This window comes from Curtobacterium salicis (assembly GCF_011759505.1).
Classification (GTDB): domain Bacteria; phylum Actinomycetota; class Actinomycetes; order Actinomycetales; family Microbacteriaceae; genus Curtobacterium; species Curtobacterium salicis.
Genome location: NZ_JAAOYO010000002.1, coordinates 181,245 through 205,524 on the forward strand (window position 1 = coordinate 181,245; position 24,280 = coordinate 205,524).

Genomic DNA, 24,280 nt, shown 5'->3' on the forward strand with positions numbered 1-24,280 from the left:
CGTCAGGTACCCGGCGTCCTGCAGACCTTGACGTGCTTGCTCGTCACCGAGTCGCTCGCGCCGAGCACGTCGCGCACGACCGAGAACTCGGCCTGGTCGAGCGGCTCGAGGAACGCGCAGATCTGCAGACGGTTCGGGGCGTGCACGACCTCGTCGAACGCGCAGCCCCCGTCGCTCCCCCGGTCCGTCGTCGGCGTGGTGGTCACGAGACCCGGACCCGGCCGCACCGCAACTCCGATCGGAGCCGACGATCGAACCGGCTGCCGGCCACGACCATCGCCAGGGCGACGCCCACGGCCAACACCCACACCCGCCACCGGAGGCCCGTGGACTCGTGCATGACGAAGGCCGCGAGCACCGCGACCATGTCGACGCCCCCCACCGCCACCGCCCACCACGTCGCGGACCCGGCACGGAGCCCGGCGACCGGGTCGCGTCGACAGCGGCGAGCGCCTGGCAAGCGTCGGCCAGGTCGGCGGGGTCGGCGTGCGCCGATTCGCTTTCCATGACGGCAAGTCATCCACTTGCCGTCGCGGAAAGTCAATGGTCGAACGACACCGGCCGGACTCACGAGATCGTCAGCCCCCTTTGTTGCGTTCTCGCATACAATCGTGCCATGGCCGGAGGAACCGAGAGCACGATCGCGCGCCTTGCCGCTGGCCAGTGGGGCATGATCACCGCGGCGCAGGCTTCCGCCGCGGGCATCGCTCGGAGCACCATCCTCCGCCGTGAGCAGAGTGGAGCGCTCGAACGTGTCCGCCACGGCGTCTACCGCCTCCCGGGCGCTCCCGCCGACCCGTCCGACGTGATCCGAGCTGCGTGGCTCGCGACAGCAGCCCCGGTCGTCGCGCGCGATCGACTGGACGACCCGGACGTCGTCGTCGGTGGTGCGGCGGCTGCCTCGCTGCACGGCATCGGTGATCTTCCACCCTCGCCTGTCCTGCTCTACAGCGCCGCCCGCCGTCGAAGCCGCCACGACGACGTCCGGTACAGCACCCGCCCACTCTCGCCCGAGGACGTGATGGTCCTCGACGGGCTCCCGGTCACGACCCGGGAACGCACCATCGCCGACCTGCTCGACGAGCCCGGGGCGGACCTGTCGACCGCGGCGGACGCTCTCCGCGATGCAGAACTGTCCGGTGCGGACGTCGACGAGGGTGCGCTGATCGACCATCTGGGATCGGTGGCCGAACGCGTCGGTCACCGGGACGGTGCTGCGCTCTACGAGCACCTGCGCGCCCTGTCCCGCGTGGACGAGGTCCGGCTCCGGAACCTGCTCGCACACACCGACATCGCCGCGCAGGTCAGCGCGGCGATCGAGGATCGGCTGCACGAGGCGCTCCAGGACGCAACGGCGAGGCTCGATCGTCAGATCGAACGACAGCCAGAGCGCGTGACTGATGCAACGCCGACCCCGGCCGTTGATCCGCCGCGGACGGGCACGGCACCGACGGTCCCGCTCCCACCGATCACACTGTCGCCGTCGACGCTCGCCCTCATCGACCGCATGGCGGCCATGCGGTCAGAGTCCGGCTCGTCCTCGATCGTTCCCCGACGGACCGTCGCGCCCGAGGGGCGTGCGGAACCGTGAGCAAGCCGGAGCACTACGCATCTCCGCTGGCCACGATGCAGGCGATCGCAGCAGCAGCCCGTGCGGCGGCGCCGGCGATGGGCGTGAGGGTGAACGATCTCCGCAGCTACCTGGTGTTCGACCGGTTCCTCGTGCGGGTGTTCCGCCAGGAGGCGCACGCGTTCGTCCTCAAGGGCGGCACCCGCATGCTCGCGTTCATCCCGACCGCACGGGCGACGGTCGACGTGGACCTCGAGACGAAGCTCGGACTCGACGACGCAGTGACGCTCCTCGCCGATCTCGTCAGCATCGACATCGGCGACCGGCTGCGCTTCCGCCTCGTGTCGCGTTCGAGTGGCGGAGGCGACGACCAACCGAACCTGTCCGTCGTTCGTCTGGTGTTCCGCGCAGACGAGACTCGTGAGCTGGTGAAGATCGACCTCGCAGTGCACGAGCGTGCCGGAGACGCGACCATCGTCGCTGCACCGGCCTTCCGTGTGCCGTTGGCGCGGGCGGTCGAGTCCGTCGACTACGTGATGATCGCCGTCGAGCAGCAGATCGCCGACAAGGCCGCCGCGATGATGGAGACGCGACACCCGGGCGGGGACGGCCGATCCTCGCGCCAAGGACCTCGTCGATCTCGCCCTGATCGCGTCGCACCTGCCCTGCGACGCTCGGGCACTCCGCGAAGCGATCGCCTGGCAGATCGACGAGCGTGAGCTGGACCCGTTCGTCGCGGTGGACGCATCCGAGACGATCAAACGTGGGTACCGGAAGGCGGCACAACGCGCCGTCGGTCTGACAGAGGACTGGCAGGAAGCCGAAGACCTCGCGAACCGGCTCGTGTCCGCCGTGCTCGACGGATCGGTTGTACGCGGCCGGTGGGATCCGGCTGAGCGAACGTGGGTGGCGCTCGACTGACGTCGGCGCTCCCGCAGAGTCGAGCGGCCGAACGGCATCAGCCCAGCGGCGCGCTCCGGTCGCCGGACGACACCGGAGGGTCGTCGCGCAGCCGCTGGAACATGCAGTGGTCCTGCCACCGGCCCGCGATCTCCAGGTACCGCGGAGCGAGGCCGTACTGAACGAACCCGTTCCGGGCCAGGACCCGCTGGGACGCGGCGTTGTGGACGAGTGTCTCCGCCTGGACCCGGTGCAGGCCGAGGTCGTCGAAGACATGCCGGAGGGCTGCGGCGACCGCCCGGGTGGCGAGACCGCGGCCGGTGCGGTCCTCCGACAGCCAGTACCCCATCGCGCACGACCGGAACGGGCCACGCACGATTCCGCTGAGGGTCAGGCGTCCGGCCACGTCGCCGGCGTCGTCGAGGACCACCAACGGCACGCTCTCGCCGCGACGGTGACGCTCCAGGACCAGATCGATGTCCCGCCGTTGCCCGTCGGCGGTCTCGTGGTCCTCGGCGCGGATCGGACTCCACGGAGCGAGGAACGCCCGGTTGCGGACGAGCAGGTCGGCGAGCGCACGACTGTCGTCCGGCTCGACCAGTCGGATCACGGTCATCGGGTACGCCCGTCCAGCACGGCGCTGTCGAGCGTCCGAACGAGTTCGAGCGTGTTGCCGGCCGTGAACCCGACCGGACGCGTCCTCCCCGTGGGGACGAACCCGTGCCGTGCGTAGAAGCGGCGCGCGGGCTCGGCGTGCTCGTCCACGAACAGCCGGAGGCGCGTGGCACCTCGTTCGTGCGCCCACCGGAGGATGCCGTCCAGCAGCGCGTCTGCCACCCCGTTCTCGCGCCCACGGTGGCCCGGCGAGACGAACACACCGGTCAGGACCGGGTCCGGGCCGTCGTCATCGTGGCTCTGCGCGCTCATCATGCCGATCCACCGGCCGGTGTCGGTCTCGACGGCAGCGAGGCTCGTCGCGTCCTCGGCCTGGCCGCGCCGGGCACGGAGCCGCCAGTCAGCCTCCGACATCGCGAGCGTCGTCTCGAGCGTCGCCCCGTAGGAGATCGGGTTGTCGGTCGCGTTCTCGACGCGCAGGCCACGTACCAGCGGCCAGTCGTCCTCGACGGTTCGGCGGACGGAGAACGAGACGGCCATGTCTGCGACCGTACCGGGCTAGCGTTTCGCCCACGTCGAAGACGACCGCCCGGAGGCCCGTGGGGAGTCGTCGGTACTGCACACGCCGATCCTCGCACTCCGGCCGCGAGCGGGCAGCCGATCGAGGCGGTCGACCTGTACCCGGATGCGGTCGCGACCCTGGAGGCGGTCCGAGCCCACGGCCTCCTGGTCGGCATCGCGGGGAACCAACCGGCCGGGGTCGAGCAGCAGCTGCGTGCGGCCGGTTGCGCGCCGGACTTCATCGCGTCGTCGACCTCATGGGGTGTGGCGAAGCCGTCGTCCGACTTCTCCGCCCGGTCGTCGCGGCGTCCGGCTGCCGTGCCGACGAGGTCCTGTACGTCGGCGACCGTCTGGACAACGACGTCCTGCCGCCGAAGGCAGCCGGGATGTGGACCGCGTTCATCCGTCGCGGACCGTGGGGGCACGTGCACGCCGAGCGCATCGAGGTGGCCCAGGCCGACCTGCACCTGGACACGTTGGACGGCCTGGTGCGCGCACTCCCCTGACACGGCTCCGACACTGACGAGTTTGTAACGCCGGAGCCCTGACCGGACACTCCTAGGTGTGCAGGACGAACAGGACGACAGCTCGGTGTGGGCACGAGCAGTCCACGACGACGGAGCGGCGTTCGCTCTGCTGTTCGACCGCCACCGACCGCGGATCTACCGACGCGCACTGACCTTGACCGAGAACACCCACGATGCCGAGGACGTCACGGCAGCCGCGTTCTACGAGCTCTGGCGCCGACGCCGCAGTGTGACGCTCGTCGCCGGCTCGGTCGCCCCGTGGTTGCTGGTCACGACGGTCAACCTGACCCGCAACCACCGCCGGGCTGCGGCCCGGTACCGGAAGCTCCTCGAGGAGCTCCCCCGGAGCGAGGCCGTCGCTCCGGCCGTCGACGCCGAGGGCCTGGAGGCTCGCCGGCGTCTCCGAGACACGATCCGCGGACTCTCCCCCGTCGAGGCGGCACTGCTGGTGCTGACCGGGGTGGAGGAGATGCCCGTCTTGCAGGCCGCGCAGGCGGTCGGTCTCACGCCGCCCGCAGCGCGGGTCCGCCTGCACCGGCTGCGGCAGCGCCTCCAGCACGAACTCCACGATCTCCGTCCCAGCGTCCGCAACGCCCCGGAAGGCACTTCCTGATGAGCACCGACATGCATCCCGACGCCGCGACGGCGATCCGTTCCGAACTCTCGGCGATCGGCACACGGCGCAGCACCCTGCAGCGCCGACAACGGCGCGCACGCATCGCTGTGTCCGTCGCCGCGGTCGCCGCGGTCGCCGTGACCACCAGCGCCGCTGCACTCGTCGTCGCCGGTCTCCCCGGCTCGACGACGACCGCAGCCATCGGACGGACGACCACCGAGACGCACACGGGGCCCGCACTGATCGAGATCGGCGATGCCCCGGACACCGCGGGCGCCGTCATCGTCGACATCACCTGTCGCAACGACGTCGGGATGGTGACCGTCCCCACCGTCGGCCAGGGTGCATCTGGAGTCCACTGCCGCATGAAGCGGACGATGCACGTCGTCGACGGGCGGCTGCCCGAGCACGGGACGACGACGTTCAGCGTGGAGGCGTCCGCCGGCACGCGGTGGACGGCGACGGTGCAGTACGCCACCGCGGTCACGTCGGCCTGGGGCGTGAACGGGCAGGGCCAGACCTACGGCGTCCCGAACGCCTCGGGGCAGCCGGACCTGGTGCCCGCGACGGCGGACAACGGTCGCCGGGGCTGGATCCGGTCGACCGACGTGGATGGCGGTGACGTGGTCGAGTCCGACGGCATGACGGTGATCGGACACACGACGGTCGGCGTCGCCGAGGAGGTCCCCCTCGACCAGGACATCATCGACGACCTCGACTCGGTTCGGACCGCACCGCCGTCACCCACGCCGTCGCGGCGCCACTGACCGGGCTGCCGGTCAGGTCGGTCGCCGTGCCGTGGACAGCGGCGCCGTGTGCTCCGCGGGCGTGCTGCCGTCCCAGGTGGTGATCGTGTCGTCCACGGTCCCCGCGAGCAGGCTAGCGATCCGCCCGGTCGCCCCCACCTGACGCCTGCGCGCGCAACCCCCGGTCGAGGAAGTCGATCATCCACGTGAAGCTCTCGTCGACGTCCGTGCCGAGCTGGAACCCACCGGACACCTCGAGCGTGGCGAACCCGTGCAGCATGCTGCGGAGCATCCGGAGCGCGTGCACTTCGTCCGCCGGGTCGAGACCGTAGTCCCGCAGGACGGTGACGAACGACGACAGCGACTGGTCGAGAGCGGAGCTGAGCGGGTCGTCGGCGTCGGCCGGACGACTGCCGGTGGTGGCGGCGTAGCGACCGGGGTGCTCCTGCACGTACCGACGCACGGTGCGCGCGGCGGCGGCCAGCGCCTCCCGTCCGGTCCGCCCCCCGGTCGCGTCGGTCAGCTCCTCGGTCAACTCCGCGGCGGCGAGCGCGGCGATCCGGCGGGTCAGGTCCGGGAGGCCCGCCACGTGTTTGTAGAGCGACGGCGGCTTCACGCCGAGCCGGTCCGCGAGGGTGCTCATGCTCAGGTGCGCGAGACCGTTCTCGTCGGCCAGGGCCGCAGCGGCTTCGGTGACGACGGAGGGATCGAGTCCGGCCCTAGGCACGGTCACCCCCGGTGGTGGTGGCCGTCAGGGTGCGGCCGAGGAACGGCAGCAGGAGCGCCAGGACCTGGGCGGGCGTCTCGGTGTGCGGGTAGTGGCCGGCACCGTCGATGACGGCGAGTTCGCCGAGGCCCGTCGTCAGGTCGCCGACGACGCGGCGTCCTTCGGCAGCGGGGTCGGCCCAGTCCGGGTCGGCGCCGCCCTGGACGACGAGGACCGGGCAGCGGACGTCTGCCAGTCGGGCACCGGCGTCCGCGGGGGTCGTCTTGGTCATGGCCCGGAGGACCGCCATCCGCTCGGGCTGTCGGAGTGTGGTCTCGATGCGGCGGCGTTCGACGGCCCAGTCGGCGGGCTTCGTGGGGACGGCGAGGTCGAGGTAGGCGAGCCAGCCGGGCAGGCTGCCGGCGGCCATGACGCGGAGGAGCTGGATCGTGCCGGAACGGTGGTGGTTCCGGTTGCGGAGGAACCCGGCGACGTCGAAGGACTGGGCGCGGGTGAAGGGGGCGAGTTCGACGACGCCGGTGATGAGTTCGGGGGCGTCGGCGGCGGCGATGGTCGCGGCCCCACCGCTGATGGACTGGCCGACGACGACGGCCGGACCGCCGAGGTGTCGGACGACGGCGACGAGGTCCCCGGCGATGTCGGTGCGGGAGTACCCGGCCCATCCGGTGCTCGAGTCGCCGCAGCCGCGGATGTCGACGTTGGCGACGCGGTACCCGGCGGCGACGAGCTCCGGCACGAGGAACCGGTACGAGTGTCGGCTGTCCCCCATGCCGTGGGCGAGGACGACGAGGGGTCCGGTGCCGGTGACGTCGACGGCGATGGTGCCGCCGTCGCGTTCGATGTGTTCGAGCATGTGCGCCTCCTGGCTACGAGTGTTAGCCAAAAGCTAACACCCATAGCCACGCCCGTCAACCCGTCGTCAGCGAGCGGTCCCGTCGGCCGCGACGAGCTGCAGCTGCGTCAGCGCGACCGGTGTCAGTGCCTCGAACGCGAGCGTCCCGCCGTCCACCCCGCCGGCGAACGGGAACACCCGCGTCTGGCCGTCCCGGTCGAAGGTCTCGTCCGACCCGTCGAGCACGTGCACCGCCGCGCCGTCGGCGTCCCGCAGCACGATCCGCCACGACCCGGTGCCGGCCGCGGCGACGGTCACCGTGACGAGCGAGGCCTGCGACACCGTGACCGGCACGACGACGGACTCCCCCGCCCCGAGCGACACGACGGTCGCCCCGGTGTCGTCGGTGAGTGGCGATGCCCCGACGGGCAGGACGTCGTCCGGCGTGTCCCGGTACCCGTGCAGGGCGGAGGCCGATGCCGGACGGCTGGCCGCTGCCCACCCCTGCGGCGTCTCGGCGAGCGCCACCTCGATGCGTGTGGCCGCGACGACGACCGCGTGCGGGATGCTCACCGACTCCCAGGGCTCACCGTCGACGGTGACCGAGGCGATGGACGCACCACTGCCGGTGGTCTCGATGACGGTGGACGACCCTCCCCCTCGGTTCAGCACCGTTCTCCGGACCGACGGCGGCACGAGCACGTAGGTGCCCGTCGACGGTGCCAGCGGGTAGAGCCCGATCGTGGCGAAGACGTACCAGGCGCTCATCTCGCCGTTGTCCTCGTCGCCCGGGTACCCCTGGCCCAGGTCCGAGCCGACGAAGAGTCGTTCCAGGCACTCGCGGACGATGCGGTGGGCGTCGTCGTGCCGACCGGTGAACATCGGGAAGAACGGGATGTGGTGCGCCGGCTGGTTCGACAGGCCGAGCATGCCCATCCGGATGTCGCGGGCCTCGGTCATCTCGTGGATCGCGAAGCCGTAGGAGCCGGAGCGGTCCGTGCCGCCGGTCTCGCGGCGCGCCCAGAAGCGGGCGAACGCCTGGTCGAAGGCAGCCGGTCCGCCGTGCAGGTCGACGACCCCGGCACCGTCGTGCGGGGCGGTGAACATCGTGCCCCATGCGTTCGTCTCGGTGTAGTCGCTCCCCCACACGTCCGGGTCGAAACCGCCGTCCGGGTCGGAGTCGCCGGCCGGACCGGCGTCACGCCAGTTGCCGTCGGGCGTCCGGCCGATGAAGAACCCACGCTCGCGGTCGAAGACGTTCCGGTACTGCAGCGACCGGCGCGCGAACCACTCGTGTTCGGCCCGGTGGCGGGCAGCGCCGACGTCGTCCCCGGCCGCGACGGCACGGTCCGCCATCGCGTTCGCCAGCACCGCGACGCCCCAGTCGTTGATGGCCGCGTCGAGCGTCCACGACATGCCCTCGCCGGTCGCCGTGTCGACGTACCCCCGGAACAGGCCCGGGAGGCTCCCCTTCCGCCCGACCCGTCGGTCCCGTGCCGGGACGGTCGCGTTCCGCACCGCGGACCGGTAGGCCTGCGCGACGTCGAACCCGTCGACGCCCTTCGCGACGAGGTCGGCGAAGACGGTGTCGCTCGTGGTGCCGGTCATGACGTCCTCGGCGCCGGGGGCGCTCCAGCGGGGTGTCCAGCCACCGTCGGTGAAGTGTCCGACGACACCCTCGGCCAGGTCGGCCGCGGTGTCCGGGGTGAGGAGCGCGAGGAGCGGCCAGGCCGTCCGGTAGGTGTCCCAGAACCCGTTCGTGGTGGTGAGCGGCCCGTCGACGACCTCGGGGCCGGGCTCGTCGCGGATCGGCTCGGACAGGACGTCGCCGTACGGGGAGCGGTGTCGGGGGCTGCCGGCCGGATCGGTCTGGTGGACGAGGGCGGTCTCCCCCGCCCGGGTCGGGTAGAGGAACGCCCGGTAGAGCCCCGAGTACAGCGACACGAGCTGGTCCGGGGTGGCGCCCTCGACCTGCAGCGTGTCGAGTTCGGCGGTCCAGCGGTCCTCGGCGTGCCCGCGCATCGCGTCGAAGTCCCCCGCAGCGCGGAGGTTCGCGATCGCGTCCTCGGCGGAGACGGTCGAGATGCCGAGCAGGACGTCGGTGTCGCCGGAGACCTCGACCCGGCCGCGGAGCAGCCCGTCGACGAACGTGGTGTGCTCGGCGAGCGCGTTCGTGATCCGCAGGTGCACGTGGTGCGGCGGCGTCTCGGCCCGGTCGTCGAGCAGGGCGTCGACGACCGCCGTGCCGTCCTCGAGCCGGACGGTGCTGGAGCGGAGCACGCCGTGGTGGTCGAGGACGATGCTCCGGACGCCGGTGAAGCGCCACGCCAGGGCGAACTCCCCGGCGGTCATCTCGGCGGTGACGCCCGCATCCAGCGCGACCCGGTAGCGGTGCGGGCCGTCGAGCTCGTCGACGTGGTCGAAGCCGAGCGCGCGGGCGGTCCGGTCGACGTCGGGGTCGGCGAGCGGGGACGGCATCACCTGGAACACGCCGCGGTCGGCCATCCACGGTGACGGGAGGTGGCTCGTCGCGAAGGCCTGGATCGCGGGCCGGTTGTCGCTCGGTCGGTTGTGTTCCTGGTACGCGTACGGCCACCGGCTGTCGGCGGCGTTCGTCATCGGCAGCCCGAACACCCCGCCGTGCGGCAGCCCGACGAGGGGTGCGGTGTTGCCGCGCGAGAACGTGCCGGACGAGTGCGTGCCGCGGGTGGTGCGGACGTGGTCGAGCGGGCGGGCGTCGGCGGGCAGGGCACCGGTCGCGGGACCGACGGGCTCGATGCGGACGTCGTCGACCCAGCCGCGGACCGGGCGGTCCGGACCGGTGACGGACGCGGGCCGGTCTGCACGACCGAGCCGGGCCTCCAGGCGGTCCACGACCCGGCCGACGTGCGCCGCCAGGTCGACGGTCCGCCGGTTCCACTGGTCGACCCACTGCTTGCGTGCGTCGTCCTGCGCCTCCGGGGTGACCGCGTCGCCGTACTGGTCGCGGGCACCGCCCTCGCTCAGCCGGGTGCCGTCGGTGAAGACGATGTCGAGTGCGAACGCCGTGGCGGCCCAGAACCCGTCGAGGTCCGAGACCGCCGGTTCGGTCTGCCCCTCGGGCAGCGACCGCTCCGGGAACCAGACCCAGGTCAGGACGTCGGCGGGGCCGACCTCCCGACCGGCGAACCCGGGGAGGACCTGCACGGTCTCCCCCGGGTCGGTCTGTTCGACCGGGGTCGCCTCGTGCGAGACGAAACCGACCCCGTTCCGGGCCGCGACCGCGGTCGTCGGGCCCACTGTCGTCGGGTCAGCGGCCTCCGGGCCACCACGGCGTGCGTCACTCATGGATCAGTCGTTCCTCACTCGTAGACCGCGCTCTGGCCGTACAGCACCTTCGTGAACCCGGACACGTACGGGCTGACGTCGCCGTCCGGCAGGTTGTACGTCATGAAGACGCCGTACCCGTCGGCCTTGCTGCGCTGCGCCAGTGTCACCGCGGTCGCGGCCGGGGTGTTCTGGATGTCGATCGCCGCGGCCGACAGCTTCGACTTCGGCACCCCGGGGATGCTCGGCGCCGTGTAGGTGCCGTAGTACGGGTTCCAGGCGTAGTCGAGCTTCTTCCCGACGGACGGGTGCGCGGTCTTCAGGGCGTCCGACGACGGGCCGATGTCGTAGAACGAGATGATCTTGCCCGGCATGTCCGCACGGAGCGCCGAGATCAGCCACCCGATCGACTGCTCGTTCGGCTGCGCGGTGCCGTCCACGCCGTAGTCCGAGTACTCGTCGTCCAGGTCGACGCCGTCCAGCCCGTACCGCTTGACGGTGGCGGCGACCTGCGCCGCGAAGTCCCGCGCCTCGGCCTTCGAGGTGAAGTTCGCCAGCCCGGTGCCCTGGTGGTTCCCGAGCACCGAGAGCGTCACCTTGATGCCCTTGGCCTGCAGCGGACGGATCTGCGTCGCCGCCTGGTCGAGGGTTCGCTGCACGTTCTCGTTGGCGTACAGGACCGCGTCGCCGTCCGCGTCACGGTTGATGTTCGCGGCGAAGATGATCGCCACGTCGAACGCGTTCGCGCCGTTCTCGAGCGTGTACCGGCCGACGTTCCGGAGCTCGTCGTTGTTCACCTCGACGTAGGCGATGCTGGTCGGACCCGTCTTCGTCGGGGCACTGTGCCCCGGTCGCCCGTGGCCGTGGCCGTGACCCTGCCCCGCTGCGGCCGCTGCCGGCCCGCCCGGTGCTGCCGATGCTGCCGCGGGCACCATCGGTGCCGCCACCATGGCGACCAGCGCCGCCACGATCCCGATCTTCATGGACTTCTGCATGACACTCCTCTTCGAGTGGTGTCCGCGACGACGAGGTGCCGCCGCGGGCCCACGACCGACCGGCCGTGGGTCCCGCCGCCGGGACACCCGAAGTCCCGACGGCGGGGGTCTCAACGGGCGCCGGTCAGCGGCCGCTCCGCGGGAAGCGGAAGGTGCGGACCTCGAACGCGTCGACCGCGAACGCCGCCACGCCGTCGGTGACCGCGGCGACCCCGGGCAGTGCCGCGTCGGTCTCCTCGAGCAGCGTGACCTCGACCGGGTCGCCGAACGGCCCCTCGACGCCCAGACCGCCGGTCCCCCGACGTCCGACCGGCTCATACACGCGGACGACCAGGTCCCCGGAGCGGTCGTCGGCGAGCTTCACGGCCGACACCACCACGTCACCGGAGGCCTGGACGAGCGGCCCGAACCCGTGGTCGCCCGTGACGGTGCGGGCGGCGCTGTTCATCACCGTCCCGGCTGCGGTCGCCCCGAGGACGTCGGTGCCGACGACCAGGCCGTACCGGTGGGTCTGCACACCCTGGTCGGTCTCCGGGTCCGGGAACCGCGGTGCCCGCAGCAGCGAGAGCCGCAGGGTCGTGGTGACGTGGCCGTCGACCGCGTCGCGCGTGACGTCGAACCCGTGGATCGAGTCGTTGACGAGGGCGACACCGAAGCCGGGCTCCTCGACGAGCACGTAGCGGTGCATCGACGTCTCGAACTTGGCGGCCTCCCACGAGGTGTTCGTGTGGGTCACCCGCTTCTGTGCGCCGAACTGGGTCTCCGCGATGGTGTGCTCGGCGCGGACGTCGAGCGGGAACGCCACCTTGAGGAACTTCTCGGTCTCGTGCCAGTCGGTCGTCTGGTCGAACTCGAGCGTCCGCGCCCCGGGCTCCAGCACGATCTCCTGCGTCACGGTCGAGTCGCCGAAGGCCCGCGACACGACGACCCGGGCGACACCCGACTCATCGACCGAGGAGTCGATCGAGGTCACCGAGACCAGGTCCTCGACCCGGTTGCGGTAGTAGCGGTCGACGTCCCACGCGTCCCACATGTTCGGGAAGTCCTGGTGCAGCTGCAGCAGGTTCGCGACCTGCCCGGGAGCGATCGCGTCGCGGCCGGTGGCCAGGTCCACGGCGCTCGTGACGAGCCCGCGGGCGTCGACGACGACGCGCACCAGCTCGTTCGTCAGCACGAACACGCCGTCGGCCTCGGTGATCGCGACCGGGGTCGTGGCCTCCAGGTCGGAGGTCAGGACCGCGCTCTGCGCGAGGGCACCGCCCTGGAGGCTCGGGGCCGGGTTCACGACGATCGTGCGGTCCCCGGTACCAGCGAGGGCCGACAGGGCGGAGGCGATGAGGGCCTCCAGGCGGTCCGCGATCTCCGCGTACCGCTCGACGGCCTCGCGGTGCACCCATGCGATCGAGGTGCCCGGCAGGATGTCGTGGAACTGCTGCAGCAGGACCTGCTGCCACAGCGCGTCGAGCTCCTCGTACGGGTACGGGAAGTCGGTACGGGCAGCGGCGGTCGCGGCCCAGAGCTCGGCCTCGACGAGCAGGTGCTCGCTGCGGCGGTTGCCCTGCTTGGTCTGGTGCTGGCTGGTCAAAGTCGCACGGTGCAGCTCGAGGTAGAGCTCGCCGACCCACACGGGCGGGTGCTCCAGCTCGGACTTCGCCCGGTCGAAGAACGCGTCCGGGTGCTCCCACGTGACGCGTGCGCTGCCCTCGAGGTCCGCCAGGCGCGCGGCCGTGCCGGTCATCTCGCGCGTGGTGCCGCCGCCGCCGTCGCCCCAGCCGACCGGGGCGATCGAGCCGGACGCCAGACGGTTCTCGCGGAACTGGCGTGCGGCCTTCGCGACCTCGGACCCGGACAGCCGGGAGTTGTAGGTGTCCATCGACGGGAAGTGCGAGAACACCCGCGACCCGTCGATGCCCTCCCAGAGGAACGTGTGGTGCGGGAACTTGTTCACCTGGTTCCAGGAGATCTTCTGCGTGAAGAACCACTCGAACCCGGCACGGCGCATCAGCTGCGGGAGCGCCGGCGAGTACCCGAAGCTGTCCGGCAGCCACACACCCTTGGGTCGGATGCCGAACTCGCGCTCGAAGAACCGCTGGCCCTGCGAGAACTGGCGGACGATGCTCTCGCCGGTCGGCATCACCGTGTCGGACTCGACCCACATCCCGCCGAGCGGCAGGAACCGACCGGCGGCGACGGCGGCCTTGACCTTCGCGTACACCTCGGGGCGGTGCTCCTTGATCCAGGCGTACTGCTGCGCGCTGGACATGCCGTAGAGGAAGTCGTCGGTCTGGTCGATGAGCTCGGTCATGCTCGAGGTGGTGCGCGCGACCTTCCGGATCGTCTCGCGCACCGGCCAGAGCCAGGCGGAGTCGATGTGCGCGTGGCCGACGGCCGAGATCCGGTGCGCGGAGGCCTCGGCGGGGGCGGCGAGCACCTCGGCGAGCGCTGCGCGGGCGTCCGGGGCCGTCTCGGCGATGTGCTGCAGGTCGAGGGCGTCGAGCGCGTCGTCGAGGGCCTGCAGGATGCGCATCCGGCGCGGGCCCTGTGGCAGCTCCTCCTGCAGCTCGAGCAGCACGTCGATGTCGAGCGCGAGTTCGTGCACCTCGGACGCGAACACGGCCAGGTCCATCCGGCGCGACGTGTACAGCCGCTTCGGGGACGAGGTCCGGATGTCGCCCTCCTGCGTCACGAGGAAGGGGTGGTAGTCGAGCAGCACGGGGTTCGACGCCGCCTCGACGAAGAACTCGACGGTCTCGCCGCCGACGGCTGCTTCCGCGATGAGCACCCACTGGTTGCGGGGGTTGATCGACTTCACCGGGGTGCCGTCGGACAGGTACACGAGTCCCTCGCACTGGAACCCCGGCATGTTCTTGTCGAACCCGAGGTCGATGAGCGCCTCGACGCGCTGTCCGGCCCACTCGGTGGGGACGGTGCCGCTGAGCCGGAACCAGGTGGTGCCCCACGCGGCGCCCCAGGGGGTGCCGACCTCGTACGGCTCGAAGGTGAGCGCGAGGCCGTCGGCGGGGGCGATCGGCTCACCGGGCAGTTCGTGCCAGGCGGTGTCGAGCGGGACGGCGGTGGCGTGCACCTCGGGCAGGATGCGCTCGTCGAGCACACGGCGTGCGCGGCCGATGGTGAGCGGGATGTCGTCGTGCATGGGTCCTTCCGGGGACGGCGGTGGTCGTGCGGTTCGGTCAGGGCATGGCCGCGGGGTGCGCGACCCGGAGCGCGGTCGTCGTGGTGTCGGCGGGGACGTCGACGCAGGTGCGGATGCCGCGGGCTGCCAGGAACGCGGTGTCCCGGAGGCGGGAGCGCAGGACCACCTGGGGGCCGCGCCCGTCCTGCTCGGCGAGCGTGAGCCACGCGGCGGCGAACCGGCCCCCGGGCGCCGAGTCGGCACGCGTGCCGGAGAGCGGCGCCCCGTCCGGAGCAACGTCGTCGAGCACGAGCGCGGTCGACGGCGGCGTCGGTGCCTCGTACCGGCCGTCACCGAACGCCAACGCCATCTCGCGGAACCGCTCCCCCGTCGGCTTCACGCGGCCGTCGTTCGTGAGCAGCCCGAGGTCGTACTCGAGCTCCGGGAAGTCCGCGAGCGACCGGGACACGTCGTGGGAGCACCACCACGTGATGCCGGCGAGGTGCTGCACGTCGAGGGCGTGCCGGATCGTCTGCTCGGTGAAGCTCGGGGCGTCGGCCACGTCCACCACGTTCGTCGGTGCGCCGACCTCCTGCAACCAGTTCGGCCGGTCCGCGCGGTCGTTCCACGCGGCGGCCAGCTGGAGCAGGTACTCACCGTGCCGGACGGACCCGGCGCCGAGGGCTCCGTGCAGGCGGGCCGCGCCGTTGAACACCCACGAGTGCGTGACCGTGGCGTCGCCGTGCTCGGCCGCGTGCTCGGGCCCGAACGGCTGCGCGTCGTCGTACCAGGCGGCGTCGTACTGCGCCAGGGTGACCAGCGGCTGCCGGGGCAGCGGGGCGGACGCGCCACGGGCCTCCCGGCCGGAACCGGACGCGACGGTGCCGGACGCGGCTGCGCCGGTCTCGAGCCCCGCGCGTGCGGCGTCGACCATGGCCGCCGCCCACGCGTGCCCCTGGTCCGGCGTCGTCGGGAACGGCGTCGGGTGCGGGGCGTGCGCGAACTGGTTCACCTCGTTGCCGATCGTCACCCCGAGCAGGTTCGGCCGGTCCGCCACCGCCGCGGCCAGAGCACGGACGTAGTCGGCGGTCGATGCGACGACGTCCGGGTCGGTGAACATGTTCCGGCGGTGCCAGCTGTCCAGCCACGAGGGCACGAAGTCGAAGCTCGACAGGTGCCCCTGCAGCGCGTCGACGTTGACGTCGAGCCCGAACGAGCCGGCGATGTCGACGACGGTCGCGACGTCCTGCAGTGCCGCGGGCCGGATCAGGGTGCGGTTCGGCTGCACGACCGGCCAGAGCGGGAAGATCCGGACGTGGTCGGCACCGAGACCCGCGATCGCCTCGAGGTCGCGGGCGGTGTCCGAGGGTGAGAAGTCCAGCCACGAGTGGAACCACCCCACCGACGGTGCGTGGTTGACGCCGAAGCGCATCAGCCCTTCACCCCGCCCTCTTCCACACCCTTGAAGAAGAAGCGCTGCAGGAGGGCGAAGATCACCGCGATCGGGATGAAGGCGATCATCGTGCCGGCCGCGATCATCCGCTGGTCGGTGGCGAACGTGCCCTGCAGGTACTGCAGACCGACGGTCAGGGTGAGCTTGTCCGGCGACTGCAGGACGATGAGCGGCCACAGGAAGTCGTCCCAGGCGCCGATGAACGAGAAGATCGCGATCACCGCGATGGTCCCCTGCACGGCCGGGAACGAGATGTACCGGAGCCGCTGCAACGCGTTCGCGCCGTCCATCACGGCCGCCTGGTCGATCTCCTCGGGCACCTGCCGGAAGGCGTTGAACATGAGCAGCACGTTGAGCGCCGCGATCATGCCGGGCAGGGCGACCCCGACCAGGGAGTCGGCGAGGCCGAGGTCCTTGACGGTGACGAACTGGGAGATGATCGTCGCCTCGCCCGGCAGCACCAGGGTGGCGAGGAACAGGCCGAGGACGAGCTTGCGGAACCGCCACTGCAGCCGTGCCAGGGCGAAGCCCGCGAGGGTCGCGAAGACGATGTTCCCGAGCACGTCGATCGCGGCGACGATGAGCGAGTTGCCGATGTAGCCGAAGACCGGGATCGCGTCGGCGACCCGCAGGTAGTTGCCGATCGTCGGCTGCGACGGGATGAAGGACGGGTTCGCGGTGTAGATGTCCTCGCCGGTGCCCTTGAGCGAGGTCGAGAGCTGCCAGACGAACGGGCCGATCGTGATGAACAGCACCACGACGAGCAGGACGTAGCGGACCGCCTTCTCGCGGGTGGACATCACGCCCCAGGCGGCACGGCGCCGCTTGCCGGGCGGCCTGGAGGCTCCCCTCCCGCCCGTCGCGCCGGTCAGGTCCGGCGTCGGTGCGGCCAGACCGGCGTTGCCGCCGATGACGGGTTCGCTGGTGTCGGTCGTGTTCGTCACTTGTCCGCCTTGCTGTTCATCCGGGCCAGGGCGAGCATCGGGATGAGCGTCACGGCGAAGAGCAGGAGGCTCAGGGCGGACGCGTAGCCGAGGTTGCCGGTGAAGCCGCGGGCGTACTGCTGGATGAGCATGACGAGGGAGTTGTCCTGGCCGCCGGGGCCACCCGTCCCGTTCGTCAGGATGTAGAGCTCGCTGAACACCCGGAGCGCGGAGACGCAGACCAGGATGCCGACGAGGGTCATCGTGCCGCGGACACCGGGCATCGTGACCGACCAGAAGCGTCGGACGGAGCCGGCGCCGTCGAGTGCGGCGGCCTCGTGCAGGTCCTTGCCGACGTTCCCGAGCGCGGCCAGGAAGATGATCATGTAGTAGCCGAGGCCCTTCCACACGGTCAGGCTGATGGCGCTGAACAGCAGGAGCCACCGGTCGGTCAGGAACGGGATCGCGCCCTGCACGATGCCGAGCGACTGTGCCATCTCGTTGACGACACCGCGGTCGTCGAGGATCCAGTTCCAGATCAGCCCGACGACGACCGCGCTCGCGATCACCGGCGTGTAGTACGCGGTGCGGAAGAACGCGATGCCGGGCATCTTGTGCTGGACGAGCACCGCCATCAGGAGCGGGAGGACCGTCAGCAGCGGCAGGCACACCGCCATGTAGATGACGCTGTTGAGCAGCGCCTCCCACACCTGCGGGTCCGCGAGCAGGGTCCGGAAGTTCGCCGTCCCCACCCACGCGCTGACCCCGCCGAGCGGGCTGGCGTTGGTGAACGACAGCCGCACGGTGTTGATCGACGGCCAGAGACTGAACGCGAGCAGCCATACCAGTGCGGGCAGCACCAGCAGCCAGGGCGTGAACCAGCGGTTCGCACGCATGACGATCCTCCCTCTTCCTTGACGTGACGGGGCTGGATCAGCCGTTGGCGAGCAGGGTGTTCATCTTGTCCTGCGCGGTCTGCAGCGCCTTCTCGGGGCTCACGCCGCCCTTCATCGCCAGTGCGATCTGCTGGTCGAGGAAGTCGGTCATCGCCGAGTTGGCCTCGACCGGGTTGAGGTTCTTCGCGGTCTTCAGCGCCTCGTTGGCGAGCACCCGGGCCTTGGCCTGCACGGTGCCGTCGTCCTTCGAGAAGAACGGGTCGGACTGCGAGGACTTCGTCGACGGGAAGATGTTCACCAGGTGCGCGAACGCCTCCTGGTTCTCCGCGTTGGTCATGAACGCGGCGAGCGCTTCGGCCGTGGCGATGTGCTTGCTCTTCGCCGAGACGCTGAGGCCCTGCACGTACAGCGGCGGGTTGTCCAGCGCCGGCGACACGATGATGTTGCCCTTGAGCGACGGGTTGTTCTTCTCGAAGTCGCTGATCGCGGTCGCTCCACCGGTGGTCCACGCGACCTTGCCCTGCGTGAACAGGGTGGAGTTGCCGAGGTAGTCGGTGTTGAGGACCGACGACGGCATCAGGCCCTCCTTGTAGGCCTTGGCGTACTTCGTGATGAGGTCGGCGGCCTTCGACGAGTTCGCGAAGGTGAACTTCGTGCCGTCGGCGTTGAGGATCTTGACGCCGGCGAGCGAGAAGTCGGACAGGCCGGGCTTGCGGCTCATCAGGTAGTCGTCCGGGCACTTCTGGTGCATCGTCTCGGCCTGCGAGAACAGCTCGTCGGTCGTCTTCGGCGGGCTGGCCGGGTCGAGACCGCACTTGGTGAACATCGTCTTGTTCCAGTAGTCGATGTCGGTGTTGAGGTACCAGGGGTACCCGAACGTGCCGTCGACGCCCTTGTAGTCGTAGGCGGCCAGAGCGCCCTCGACGTAGGTGCTCGAGAGCGTGCTGTCGTCCTTCGACACGTCCTGCAGGAAGCCGCGCTTGGCGAGGGGCAGGGCGATGTCCGGCGGCAGGTTGACGACGTCGGGCAGCGAGTTCGACGAGGCCTGGCTGAGCACCTTGTCCGCGTAGCCGTCGCCGGGCTGGTCGACGAGCTTGACCTTCGCGTCCGGGTGCTTCTTCTCGAACGCCTTGACGACCCCGTTGAGGTAGTCCGTGTAGGTCGGCGTGAGGGCCCAGGTCTGGAGGGTGATCGACCCGCTGATCTCGCCGTCGCCACCGCCGGTGCCGGCGGTGCTGCCGCTCGAGCAACCGGTGAGGACGAGGGCGGTCGCTGCGGCGCCCGCGAGGATCGCGGCCACTCGGCCCGACGTGGTGCGGTGGGTGCTTCTCATCGTTGCTGACTCCTTCGTCGAGCTACTGAACCGGTTCAGCCGTGTGCGCCGAACCCCTGCGTGACGGCGACGATGCCTGACTAAAGCGCTATAGTCAAGCCCGTGGCCACAGGACGCCGGACGACGATCGCCGACATCGCAGCACGGGCCGGCGTGTCAATCAGCGCCGTCTCGTTCGCCCTCAACGGGCGCCCCGGCGTGTCCGAGACGACACGCGAACGGGTCCGTCAGGTGGCCCGCGACCTCGACTGGCAACCGCACACCGCGGCGCGGGCCCTGGGCGGTGCGAAGGCCGGCTCCATCGGCTTCGTGCTCAACCGACCGGCCCGCACCCTGGGCACCGAGTCGTTCTTCGGCGACCTGATCTCCGGCATCCAGCTCGGCCTGACGGGCACCCACATCGGCATGACGCTGCTCGTCGCCCGTGATGCCGACGAGGAGCTCGAGACCTACCGGGACTGGTGGCGCGGACACCGGGTCGACGGGGTGATCGTCATCGACCCGCGGCGGGACGACGACCGCCTGCGCCTGCTCGCCGAACTCGGCATGCCCTCGGTCGTCGTCGGCTCGCACCCGTCACCGGCGGGTGCGGCCCCGAGCGTCTGGATCGACGACTCGGACGCCACCGACACGGTCCTGCGCTACCTGCGGGCCCTGGGACACCGGCGGATCGCGCACGTCTCCGGGCCGCCCGAGTTCGAGCACACCGCACTGCGGATCGATCGCGTCCGGGCCTTCGCCGGCGCGGGCGACGACCCCGACGACCGGACCGAGTCCGTGCCGACCGACTACTCCGCCGAGGCCGGCGCCGCAGCCACCCGACGCCTGCTCTCCGCGACGACCCGACCGACCGCCATCGTGTTCGACAACGACGTGCTCGCCGTCGCCGGGCTCGGGGTCGCGAGCGAGATGGGCGTGCGCGTGCCGCAGGACGTCTCGATCGTGTCGTTCGACGACTCGGCGATGATCCGTCTCGTCCGGCCGGCGATCACCTCGCTGACCCGTGACACCGTCGAGCTCGGGCAGCGGGCCGCCGTGCTGCTCCGCGAGCAGATCGAGTCCGACGCTCCCCTGCCGTCGCGCCCGGGGCCCGAGCTGACGCTGAGCGTGCGCGAGTCCACGGCCCGCGTCACCCCCTGACCCACGCTGCGCGACGGCGGGGGCCACGCTGCACCACGGCGGGGCCGCGCCACGGCGGGGCCATGCCGTCGTGCAGGCCGTCCCGGACACGCCGGAGCACACGTCGGACTTGACGCAGCATTCGAACACACGTTCGAATACGAGGGTGGGACGGCGTCGCGAGAACCGGTGGCAGCCCCCGGAGCACCCGGAGGTGGAACGCCCGAGCGCCTTCTCCCTGTCGGAGGACGCCCGGGGCGGCGACGTCTGCCACGCGGTCACCCCGATCCCGGTCTGGGCGTGGGTCCAGTTCCCGACGTTCCACGTCCGGGTGAAGGCGTTCGCCCGGAGTTGGACCCGGGACGCCGTCCTGGTCGAGTGGGCGCAGTTCGGACAACAGGCCGACGCCTGGATCTGGCGCTCGGCCGTGAAGCACCGCACCCTGCGCGCGGCGGATCCGCGCACCGGACACGCGCCGACGAACGGCAGCCGGTCCGATCCACGACCGGCGCGATCGCGTTCCCCGGAGTCCGCATGACGCACTGCGTTGACTTCCCGACCACCGGCGAGGATCGTTCGTGACACACCGGTTCGCTGAACTTCTCGATCATCGAGACAACCGGCCGGAGACCCGGGAGGAGGCCTCATGAAGAAGACCGATGTGCCGACCTGGGTCGCTCACGTGCTCACCCCGCCCGAGGTCATCGCGGCCTACGTCGACCGCCGGGTCAACGACCCGTCGCTGTTGTCGGGCGTGCAGGCCGAGCCCACGTACGCGGACTTCCTCCGCGCCGAGTAGTCCGCACGAGCAGGACCGCCGCCGTCAGGCCGCTGCGGCACCGCGTCGCGACGACAGCGTGACCCCGGCACTCGCCGCGGTGACGCAGACCAGTGCGACGACCTCGAGCGCCGACAGCGCCTCACCGAGGACGACCAGCCCGGCGAGCGCCGCGATCGCCGGCCCGAGACTCTGCAGCACGCCGAAGACCCGCGTCGGCATCCGACGGAGCGCCGACATCTCGAGCGCGTACGGCAGCACGCTCGACAGCAGCGCGACGACACCGAACACGACGAGCAGCGTCGGCTCGGCGATGACTCCGGCAGCGGCGGACCGGAGTCCGAACGGCAGCGCCACCACCATCGCGACGAGCATCGACACCGCGAGCCCGTCGATCCCGGGGATCGCTGCGCCGACGCGACGGTTCATCACGATGTAGGCGGCCCAGCACCCGGCGGCGAGGACCGCGGCCAGGACGCCCCCGACGTCACCGACCGCGGACGGTCCGACGCCCAGCAGCACCACGCCCGCGAGCGCCAGCGCCGCCCAGACGGCATCCCGCCACCGCCGGGTGTGGGCGAGGGAGAGGGTCAGCGGGCCGAGGAACTCGATCGTCACGGCGACCCCGATGGGGATCGTTGCGAACGCCACGTAGATGAACAGGTTCATGCCGCCGAGGGCCAGGCCCAGCAGGACCGCGGCGAGCCACTGGGCCCGGGTCCAGTGGCGGACGCGGGGACGGACGACGAGCGCCAGGATGATCGCGCCGATGACGAGCCGCAGGGTGGCGGCACCGACCGAGCCCACGTCGTCGAAGCGGGTCTTCGCGACCGCGGCGCCGATCTGGACGGACACCATCGCGGTGAGTGCCAGCAGCGGTGCCGGGACCCGGTTCATCCGAGGTAGGCCAGGACGGCCAGGACACGGCGGTGGTCCTCACCGGTGTCCTCGAGCGCGAGCTTGCCGAAGATGCTCGTGACGTGCTTCTCGACCGCGCCGGTCCCGATCACGAGGGCGCGGGCGATGGCGGCGTTCGTGCGGCCCTCCGCCATCAGGCCGAGGACCTCGCGCTCGCGGGGCGTCAGCGCCGCGAGGGGATCGCGGCGGCGACTCATGAGCTGGGTGACGACCTCGGGGTCCAGCACCGTGCCTCCCGACGCGACCCGTCGGACGGCGTCGTCGATCTCGTCGAGCCGGGTGACACGGTCCTTGAGCAGGTAGCCGATGCCGGCGCTGCCGGCCGCCAGGACGTCCTCGGCGTAGGCGGCCTCGACGTACTGGGACAGCAGCAGGATGCCGGTCCGGGGTGCGATGCGCCGGGCCTGGACGGCGGCACGGACGCCCTCGTCGGTGAAGGTGGGCGGCATCCGGACGTCCATCACGACGACGTCGGGCGTCAGCGCGGGCAGTGCGGCGAGGAACGACGCCGGGTCACCGAACTGGCCGACGACGTCGATGCCGGCCTCGTCGAGCACGCGGGCCAGGCCCTCGCGGAGCAGGACGGCGTCGTCGACGACGACGGCCCGGATGCGTGCTGCATCCGGGCCGTCGGTCATGCGGTCAGCCTAGTGGCGACGGGGTCCGGTCACGTGCGCGGGGTGGGTACGCCGTTCAGCGCGCCGAGCGGGATCCGTGCCGTCGCCTCGGTCGGTCCGCCGAGGGGGCTGGACACGGTCAGCTCGCCGTCGAGGGCGCGCATCCGGCCCATCAGGCCCTCGATGCCGTGTCCTTCGCGCGGACTCGCCCCACCGCGGCCGTCGTCCGTGACGCTGACCGTCAGGAACCAGGTGCCGGCGGTGTCGACGAGCAGCCCGAGGTACACCCCGGCCACCGAGGCGCCGGCGTGCTTCGCGGTGTTCGTCAGCAGCTCGCTGACCGTGAAGTAGACGTTCCGCTGGATCTCCGTCGCGAGCTCGAGGCCGTCGGGCAGGCGGATGTCGAGTCCGACCGGGATCGGCGATCGGGAGCACAGCGCCTCGAGGGCGGCGACGAGCCCACGGTCGAGCAGGATCGGCGGCGCGAACCCACGGGACAGCGCCCGGAGCTCGTCGAGCGCGTCCTGGGCGTGGCCGGACGCCTCACCGATGAGCCGCTTCGCCCGCTCCGGGTCCTTCTCGAACGACCGCTCGGCCGCAGCCAGGTCCATCCGCAGTCGGACGAGCCGCTGCTGGGGTCCGTCGTGCAGGTCGCGTTCGATCTGTCGGAGCGCCTGCCCCTCGGCGGTCACCGCGCCGGCACGGGAGGCCTGGAGGCCCGCCACCCGCTCCTCGAGCACCTCGGCCCGGAACCCACCGAGCAGACCGTGGTCGATCCAGTAGTGCGCGAGCACCGAGCCGCGCAGCCACAGCGGGAAGAGGACGACGCTCGCGGCCATGGACAGGAGTGCCAGGAAGAGGACCCCGGCACCCGAGCCGATGTCGTTCGGGTCGAGCAGGTACCGGCCGCCGACGACGTACACCAGGACGACGACGACCGGCCAGAGGAACCCGACCGCCAGGAGCAGACCGGCACCGACCGTCACGGCGGCGGTCAGCGGGTACACGACGACCGCGTGCAGCAGGTACAGCCAGTAGTGCGGGTTCGCGACCGCCGAACCGGTGCGCGTCCACCAGTTCTGCTGCCACTTCGGCGTCCAGTCCACCGGACGGATCGGCCGCGGGTCGGCCCAGCTCATCCGGAGCTTCTCGAACTGCCCGAGCCACCGGGCGACGAACAGCGCCACGAAGAACAGCAGCAGGGTGAACGGGTTGACCACGTCACGCGACCCGAGCCCACCGATGCCCAGGATCGCGGGGAACGCGAAGTACAGGGTGCAGAGGAGCACCGCGGTGAGGGCCATGTAGCCGAAGTCCCGCGGCGACCGACGCCAGGCCTCCCGGTAGAAGGCGCCCGCGCTCGCTCGCCCACCGCTGCCACCGCTGCCGGAGCGGATCGGGGCATCCGGACCGCGACCGCCGGGCGCCGACGACGACGGCTCCGGCGGCTGCGGGGTGGTCACCGGCGGGGTCGCGTCCCAGGCGCCGGGAGGCCCGCCGGGACCGGGTGCAGGGGCGGAGGGCATCGGGATGGTCGCTTCCGGTGTCGTGGTGTCGAGCGGAACGGTCTCGGCATGGTCGGGCGAGGTCACCGCGTCGTCCAGGGGGACGGTGCGGGCCAGGTCGAGCCGGTCGGTGTCGGTCATGCATCGAGCCTCGCGGAGGAGCGGGCCCGGTCCCATCCTGCCGCCTCCCGGACCCGTGGTGGGGTTGTC

General features: G+C 71.4%; 24 protein-coding genes. 8 read left to right on the forward strand and 16 right to left on the reverse strand.

All coding sequences use genetic code 11. The features are described 5' to 3' along the window. Positions 1–2: 2 nt before the first annotated feature. Complete coding sequence (locus E9228_RS17510) at positions 3–206, reverse strand: hypothetical protein (protein WP_341849778.1); 204 nt, start codon at positions 204–206, stop codon at positions 3–5. Then, a complete protein-coding gene (locus E9228_RS05200) occupies positions 203–382 on the reverse strand; it encodes a hypothetical protein (RefSeq protein WP_166779546.1) in 180 nt (59 codons plus the stop codon). The genes E9228_RS17510 and E9228_RS05200 overlap by 4 nt, the downstream gene beginning before the upstream one ends. A gap of 234 nt (positions 383–616) precedes the next feature. On the opposite strand from E9228_RS05200, the gene E9228_RS05205 reads away from it, so the two are divergent. Both E9228_RS05205 and E9228_RS05210 read left to right on the forward strand, forming a co-directional pair. Further along, positions 617–1,591 carry a type IV toxin-antitoxin system AbiEi family antitoxin domain-containing protein gene (locus E9228_RS05205; protein ID WP_166779547.1) on the forward strand — a complete coding sequence of 325 codons (975 nt, stop codon included), beginning with the start codon at positions 617–619 and terminating at the stop codon, positions 1,589–1,591. Then, entirely contained in the window at positions 1,588–2,289 is a 702-nt protein-coding gene (locus E9228_RS05210) for a nucleotidyl transferase AbiEii/AbiGii toxin family protein (protein ID WP_166779548.1), read from the forward strand. Before E9228_RS05205 ends, E9228_RS05210 begins: the two co-directional genes overlap by 4 nt. Positions 2,290–2,528: 239 nt before the next feature. Here E9228_RS05210 and E9228_RS05215 read toward each other — a convergent pair whose 3' ends face one another. Beyond that, positions 2,529–3,086, reverse strand: coding sequence for a GNAT family N-acetyltransferase (locus E9228_RS05215; RefSeq protein WP_166779549.1), 558 nt, complete (start codon positions 3,084–3,086; stop codon positions 2,529–2,531). Next, the gene (locus E9228_RS05220) at positions 3,083–3,625 is read right to left on the reverse strand and encodes a GNAT family N-acetyltransferase (protein WP_166779550.1); all 543 of its coding nucleotides are present in this window, start codon (positions 3,623–3,625) and stop codon (positions 3,083–3,085) included. Before E9228_RS05220 ends, E9228_RS05215 begins: the two co-directional genes overlap by 4 nt. 278 nt (positions 3,626–3,903) lie before the next feature. Here E9228_RS05220 and E9228_RS05225 point away from each other — a divergent pair, with 278 nt between their 5' ends. The 3 genes from E9228_RS05225 to E9228_RS05235 are packed head-to-tail and all read left to right on the forward strand — an operon-like array spanning position 3,904 to position 5,556. Further along, the gene (locus E9228_RS05225; RefSeq protein WP_166779551.1) at positions 3,904–4,152 is read left to right on the forward strand and encodes an HAD hydrolase-like protein; all 249 of its coding nucleotides are present in this window, start codon (positions 3,904–3,906) and stop codon (positions 4,150–4,152) included. Between the two features lie 58 nt (positions 4,153–4,210). Then, complete coding sequence (locus E9228_RS05230; protein ID WP_166779552.1) at positions 4,211–4,786, forward strand: sigma-70 family RNA polymerase sigma factor; 576 nt, start codon at positions 4,211–4,213, stop codon at positions 4,784–4,786. After that, complete coding sequence (locus E9228_RS05235; RefSeq protein ID WP_166779553.1) at positions 4,786–5,556, forward strand: hypothetical protein; 771 nt, start codon at positions 4,786–4,788, stop codon at positions 5,554–5,556. Before E9228_RS05230 ends, E9228_RS05235 begins: the two co-directional genes overlap by 1 nt. A 112-nt stretch (positions 5,557–5,668) precedes the next feature. Here E9228_RS05235 and E9228_RS05240 read toward each other — a convergent pair whose 3' ends face one another. From E9228_RS05240 to E9228_RS05280, 9 genes are all read right to left on the reverse strand, one after another. Then, the gene (locus E9228_RS05240) at positions 5,669–6,268 is read right to left on the reverse strand and encodes a TetR/AcrR family transcriptional regulator (protein WP_341849779.1); all 600 of its coding nucleotides are present in this window, start codon (positions 6,266–6,268) and stop codon (positions 5,669–5,671) included. After that, the gene (locus E9228_RS05245; protein WP_166779554.1) at positions 6,255–7,115 is read right to left on the reverse strand and encodes an alpha/beta fold hydrolase; all 861 of its coding nucleotides are present in this window, start codon (positions 7,113–7,115) and stop codon (positions 6,255–6,257) included. Before E9228_RS05245 ends, E9228_RS05240 begins: the two co-directional genes overlap by 14 nt. A 66-nt stretch (positions 7,116–7,181) precedes the next feature. Continuing rightward, positions 7,182–10,421 carry a GH92 family glycosyl hydrolase gene (locus E9228_RS05250; protein ID WP_166779555.1) on the reverse strand — a complete coding sequence of 1,080 codons (3,240 nt, stop codon included), beginning with the start codon at positions 10,419–10,421 and terminating at the stop codon, positions 7,182–7,184. 14 nt (positions 10,422–10,435) lie between these two features. Beyond that, positions 10,436–11,395 carry an endo-beta-N-acetylglucosaminidase H gene (locus E9228_RS05255; protein WP_166779556.1) on the reverse strand — a complete coding sequence of 320 codons (960 nt, stop codon included), beginning with the start codon at positions 11,393–11,395 and terminating at the stop codon, positions 10,436–10,438. A 124-nt stretch (positions 11,396–11,519) separates the two neighbouring features. Continuing rightward, complete coding sequence (locus E9228_RS05260; RefSeq protein ID WP_166779557.1) at positions 11,520–14,549, reverse strand: alpha-mannosidase; 3,030 nt, start codon at positions 14,547–14,549, stop codon at positions 11,520–11,522. A gap of 37 nt (positions 14,550–14,586) precedes the next feature. Then, positions 14,587–15,960, reverse strand: a complete 1,374-nt coding sequence (locus E9228_RS05265; RefSeq protein ID WP_166779558.1) for a glycoside hydrolase 5 family protein — start codon at positions 15,958–15,960, stop codon at positions 14,587–14,589. Next, positions 15,960–16,925 carry a carbohydrate ABC transporter permease gene (locus E9228_RS05270; RefSeq protein WP_341849780.1) on the reverse strand — a complete coding sequence of 322 codons (966 nt, stop codon included), beginning with the start codon at positions 16,923–16,925 and terminating at the stop codon, positions 15,960–15,962. The genes E9228_RS05265 and E9228_RS05270 overlap by 1 nt, the downstream gene beginning before the upstream one ends. After that, entirely contained in the window at positions 16,922–17,800 is an 879-nt protein-coding gene (locus E9228_RS05275) for a carbohydrate ABC transporter permease (RefSeq protein ID WP_110904020.1), read from the reverse strand. The genes E9228_RS05270 and E9228_RS05275 overlap by 4 nt, the downstream gene beginning before the upstream one ends. A gap of 37 nt (positions 17,801–17,837) precedes the next feature. Continuing rightward, the gene (locus E9228_RS05280) at positions 17,838–19,133 is read right to left on the reverse strand and encodes an ABC transporter substrate-binding protein (protein ID WP_166779559.1); all 1,296 of its coding nucleotides are present in this window, start codon (positions 19,131–19,133) and stop codon (positions 17,838–17,840) included. A 102-nt stretch (positions 19,134–19,235) separates the two neighbouring features. On the opposite strand from E9228_RS05280, the gene E9228_RS05285 reads away from it, so the two are divergent. The 3 genes from E9228_RS05285 to E9228_RS05295 all read left to right on the forward strand — a co-directional run bounded on the left by E9228_RS05285 (position 19,236) and on the right by E9228_RS05295 (position 21,051). Beyond that, positions 19,236–20,273: a substrate-binding domain-containing protein gene (locus E9228_RS05285; protein WP_166779560.1), complete on the forward strand. Its 1,038-nt coding sequence runs from the start codon at positions 19,236–19,238 to the stop codon at positions 20,271–20,273. Between the two features lie 193 nt (positions 20,274–20,466). Beyond that, positions 20,467–20,790, forward strand: coding sequence for a hypothetical protein (locus tag E9228_RS05290; protein ID WP_166779561.1), 324 nt, complete (start codon positions 20,467–20,469; stop codon positions 20,788–20,790). Between the two features lie 108 nt (positions 20,791–20,898). After that, positions 20,899–21,051 (forward strand): hypothetical protein, encoded by a 153-nt coding sequence (locus tag E9228_RS05295; RefSeq protein WP_166779562.1) that lies wholly within the window; start codon positions 20,899–20,901, stop codon positions 21,049–21,051. Between the two features lie 24 nt (positions 21,052–21,075). Here E9228_RS05295 and E9228_RS05300 read toward each other — a convergent pair whose 3' ends face one another. Genes E9228_RS05300 through E9228_RS05310 form a run of 3 tightly spaced genes read right to left on the reverse strand, consistent with a single transcriptional unit; the run spans position 21,076 to position 24,211 of the window. Further along, positions 21,076–21,927, reverse strand: a complete 852-nt coding sequence (locus E9228_RS05300; protein ID WP_166779563.1) for an EamA family transporter — start codon at positions 21,925–21,927, stop codon at positions 21,076–21,078. Next, a complete protein-coding gene (locus E9228_RS05305) occupies positions 21,924–22,586 on the reverse strand; it encodes a response regulator transcription factor (protein WP_110904025.1) in 663 nt (220 codons plus the stop codon). The genes E9228_RS05300 and E9228_RS05305 overlap by 4 nt, the downstream gene beginning before the upstream one ends. A 29-nt stretch (positions 22,587–22,615) precedes the next feature. After that, positions 22,616–24,211 (reverse strand): sensor histidine kinase, encoded by a 1,596-nt coding sequence (locus tag E9228_RS05310; protein WP_166779564.1) that lies wholly within the window; start codon positions 24,209–24,211, stop codon positions 22,616–22,618. Positions 24,212–24,280 lie beyond the last annotated feature (69 nt).

What these genes read in the sequence shown, in the direction of transcription:
- E9228_RS05205 (WP_166779547.1), top strand. Translation starts at nt 617, where the DNA reads ATGGCCGGAGGAACCGAGAGCACGATCGCGCGCCTTGCCGCTGGCCAG.
- E9228_RS05215 (WP_166779549.1), bottom strand. Translation starts at nt 3,086, where the DNA reads ATGACCGTGATCCGACTGGTCGAGCCGGACGACAGTCGTGCGCTCGCC.
- E9228_RS05220 (WP_166779550.1), bottom strand. Translation starts at nt 3,625, where the DNA reads ATGGCCGTCTCGTTCTCCGTCCGCCGAACCGTCGAGGACGACTGGCCG.
- E9228_RS05225 (WP_166779551.1), top strand. Translation starts at nt 3,904, where the DNA reads ATGGGGTGTGGCGAAGCCGTCGTCCGACTTCTCCGCCCGGTCGTCGCG.
- E9228_RS05235 (WP_166779553.1), top strand. Translation starts at nt 4,786, where the DNA reads ATGAGCACCGACATGCATCCCGACGCCGCGACGGCGATCCGTTCCGAA.
- E9228_RS05245 (WP_166779554.1), bottom strand. Translation starts at nt 7,115, where the DNA reads ATGCTCGAACACATCGAACGCGACGGCGGCACCATCGCCGTCGACGTC.
- E9228_RS05250 (WP_166779555.1), bottom strand. Translation starts at nt 10,421, where the DNA reads ATGAGTGACGCACGCCGTGGTGGCCCGGAGGCCGCTGACCCGACGACA.
- E9228_RS05255 (WP_166779556.1), bottom strand. Translation starts at nt 11,395, where the DNA reads ATGCAGAAGTCCATGAAGATCGGGATCGTGGCGGCGCTGGTCGCCATG.
- E9228_RS05260 (WP_166779557.1), bottom strand. Translation starts at nt 14,549, where the DNA reads ATGCACGACGACATCCCGCTCACCATCGGCCGCGCACGCCGTGTGCTC.
- E9228_RS05265 (WP_166779558.1), bottom strand. Translation starts at nt 15,960, where the DNA reads ATGCGCTTCGGCGTCAACCACGCACCGTCGGTGGGGTGGTTCCACTCG.
- E9228_RS05275 (WP_110904020.1), bottom strand. Translation starts at nt 17,800, where the DNA reads ATGCGTGCGAACCGCTGGTTCACGCCCTGGCTGCTGGTGCTGCCCGCA.
- E9228_RS05280 (WP_166779559.1), bottom strand. Translation starts at nt 19,133, where the DNA reads ATGAGAAGCACCCACCGCACCACGTCGGGCCGAGTGGCCGCGATCCTC.
- E9228_RS05295 (WP_166779562.1), top strand. Translation starts at nt 20,899, where the DNA reads ATGAAGAAGACCGATGTGCCGACCTGGGTCGCTCACGTGCTCACCCCG.
- E9228_RS05300 (WP_166779563.1), bottom strand. Translation starts at nt 21,927, where the DNA reads ATGAACCGGGTCCCGGCACCGCTGCTGGCACTCACCGCGATGGTGTCC.
- E9228_RS05305 (WP_110904025.1), bottom strand. Translation starts at nt 22,586, where the DNA reads ATGACCGACGGCCCGGATGCAGCACGCATCCGGGCCGTCGTCGTCGAC.
- E9228_RS05310 (WP_166779564.1), bottom strand. Translation starts at nt 24,211, where the DNA reads ATGACCGACACCGACCGGCTCGACCTGGCCCGCACCGTCCCCCTGGAC.